Annotated in this window: 3 protein-coding genes; 2 read left to right on the forward strand and 1 reads right to left on the reverse strand. The window is 60.8% G+C overall.

Features of this window, described 5'->3' with window-relative positions; all coding sequences use genetic code 11:
- Nucleotides 1-67: 67 nt before the first annotated feature.
- Nucleotides 68-1,003: a LysR family transcriptional regulator gene (locus ACW9JC_RS30060; protein ID WP_457459591.1), complete on the reverse strand. Its 936-nt coding sequence runs from the start codon at nt 1,001-1,003 to the stop codon at nt 68-70.
- 111 nt (nt 1,004-1,114) lie between these two features.
- Between ACW9JC_RS30060 and ACW9JC_RS30065 the strand changes: the two genes are divergently transcribed.
- Nucleotides 1,115-1,609: a DMT family transporter gene (locus tag ACW9JC_RS30065; protein ID WP_457459593.1), complete on the forward strand. Its 495-nt coding sequence runs from the start codon at nt 1,115-1,117 to the stop codon at nt 1,607-1,609.
- Nucleotides 1,609-2,064 (forward strand): DMT family transporter, encoded by a 456-nt coding sequence (locus ACW9JC_RS30070; protein ID WP_457459595.1) that lies wholly within the window; start codon nt 1,609-1,611, stop codon nt 2,062-2,064. Before ACW9JC_RS30065 ends, ACW9JC_RS30070 begins: the two co-directional genes overlap by 1 nt.
- Nucleotides 2,065-2,156 lie beyond the last annotated feature (92 nt).

The following is a 2,156-nucleotide window of genomic DNA, read 5'->3' on the forward strand; positions in this document are numbered from 1 at the left end:
TACATATGTTGACTGGCACACCGCATTCGCGAGCAAGCCCGCTCCCACATTGATCGAGGCGTTCGCGCTACGGTCTATCCCAGTAAGGCACCTCGCCAAAGCACTCAACAAAGTAATCAATTACCGTCCTGACCTTCACCGACAAGCGTCGGCTGCCCGGCCAGAGCACGGCGATCTGCTGCGGTTCCAGGCTGTTAGACACCTGATAGTTCCTCAGCACCGGCACCAGCCTGCCGTTGCGCACCGCTTCACCGATCAACCATGACGGAAACATCACCAGCCCCAAGCCCTGCTCGGCGGCTTGCGTCAGGGTGTCGGCGTGGTTGCCGGTGATCGGCCCTTTCACCGAGTACGGCGTCCACTGTTGCTGGCCCTCGCGAAAAAACCAGCGTTGCAGCCCGGACACGCCTTTGTAGGCCAGGCACTGATGTTTGGCGAGGTCGTCAGGATGTTGCGGCGTGCCGCGGCGATCCAGGTAAGCCGGACTTGCCGCGACCTGAAAACGCTGGGGCGCCAGAACCCGCGCCTGCATGCTTGAGTCGTGCAGCGGGCCGATGCGAAACAGTAGATCCGCACCTTCCTGCAACGGTGCGACGTAGCTGTCGGTTTGCTGGATATCCAGTTGCAGCTTCGGATAGCGCGCGCACAACTGCCCCAGCCACGGCGTCAGATGCCGCTCTCCGAACACCACCGGCGCGTTGATCCGCACCAGCCCGCTTGGTTCGCTTTGCTGTTCCTGCAACGCCTGTTCGGCTTCCTCCAGTTGCACCAGCACCAATCGCGCGTGATCACCCAGCACTCGCCCGGCCTCGGTGGGCGTCACGGCGCGGGTATGGCGGTAGAGCAATTGCTGGCTCAGGGCTTGTTCCATCAATTGGATCTGTCGGGAAATCGAAGAGGGCGCCAGACCCTCACGGCGCGCGACTTCGGAAAAACTGCCATGGTCGAGCACCGCGACAAACAGCCGAAGTGCCTTGAATCCCAGTTCGTTGAGGCCGTGCATGGTGAGTCCTGCTGTGCGAGTTGCGCAAAAGTGTTGTCTGGATGCTCCCATTTATCGCACAGCAACGCCAACCGATAATGCGCGCCATGTTTCCTTTAACGGAGTTTTCTTATGCAGTCTTCCTCTCTCGACAACGTTGGTGCAGTAGCGACGCCCGTTACCCGGCCAGGGCTGCGGCTGTTGCTGCTGCCGCTGGTGATTCTGGCCGGCATGGGCCTGTCCGTGGAGGCCGGTTTGCTCGGACCGTTGGGCGTTCAGGTCGGGCACTTGTGGGCGACCTTGAGCATTTTCGGCGTCGGCTCGGCGATCCTGTTTTTCCTGTTGCTGCTCAGCGGCCCGCAGAAGGGGCCGGCCCTGAGCGAACTGCCGCGCTGGCAATTGATCGGCGGTTTTCTCGGGCCGGTCTATGTGGTGGTGCTGACGTTGGCGACGCCGCATATCGGTATTGCGATGACCATGATCGCAATTCTTTCCGGGCAGGTCGGCAAAAGTGTGCTGATCGACCATTTCGGCTGGTTCGGCGCCACCCGTAAAAAGGTTAACGCTGAACGCTGGCTGGCCTTGCTGCTGATTGTTGCGGCGCTTGTTCTGATTGCTCGGGGGTAATGATGAGTCTGATTATTTTGTTGGCGGTGGTCGTGGCGGCTGGCGCGGTTTTGAGTGTGCAAGCGGCGATTAATGGGCGTTTGGGCGAGACGGTCGGTGTGTTGCGCAGCAGTTTGCTGACCTTCGTGGTGGGCGCGGTGTTGACCGGGTTGCTGATTGTGTTTTTCGAGCCGGCCCATGCGGTGAGCCTGCTGGAGGTGCCGAAGTGGCAGCTTGGCGGGGCGTTGTTTGGGGTGGTCTACATGATGGTCATGGTCGGCGCGGTGCCGCGGGTGGGGACTGCGGTGGCGACGGTGGCGGTGATTGTCGGGCAGTTGGGGATGGGGATGTTGATCGATAATTTTGGCTGGTTGGGGAATCCGGCTATCGAGTTGTCGGGGAGTCGGGTGTTGGCGATGGTGCTTTTGGGGTTGGCGCTTGTGTTCATGTATCGCAGTAGTCGGTGTGCGGTTTGACCTTGGCGGCCTCTGGGCCGACCAGGCTCCTGGGGTTTTGTGTACATATCCGTTGCTGCGGTAACGGCGGCTTAGGGTTTCGCCCTTACGGC

The organism is Pseudomonas sp. SDO5591_S426, from assembly GCF_054070755.1.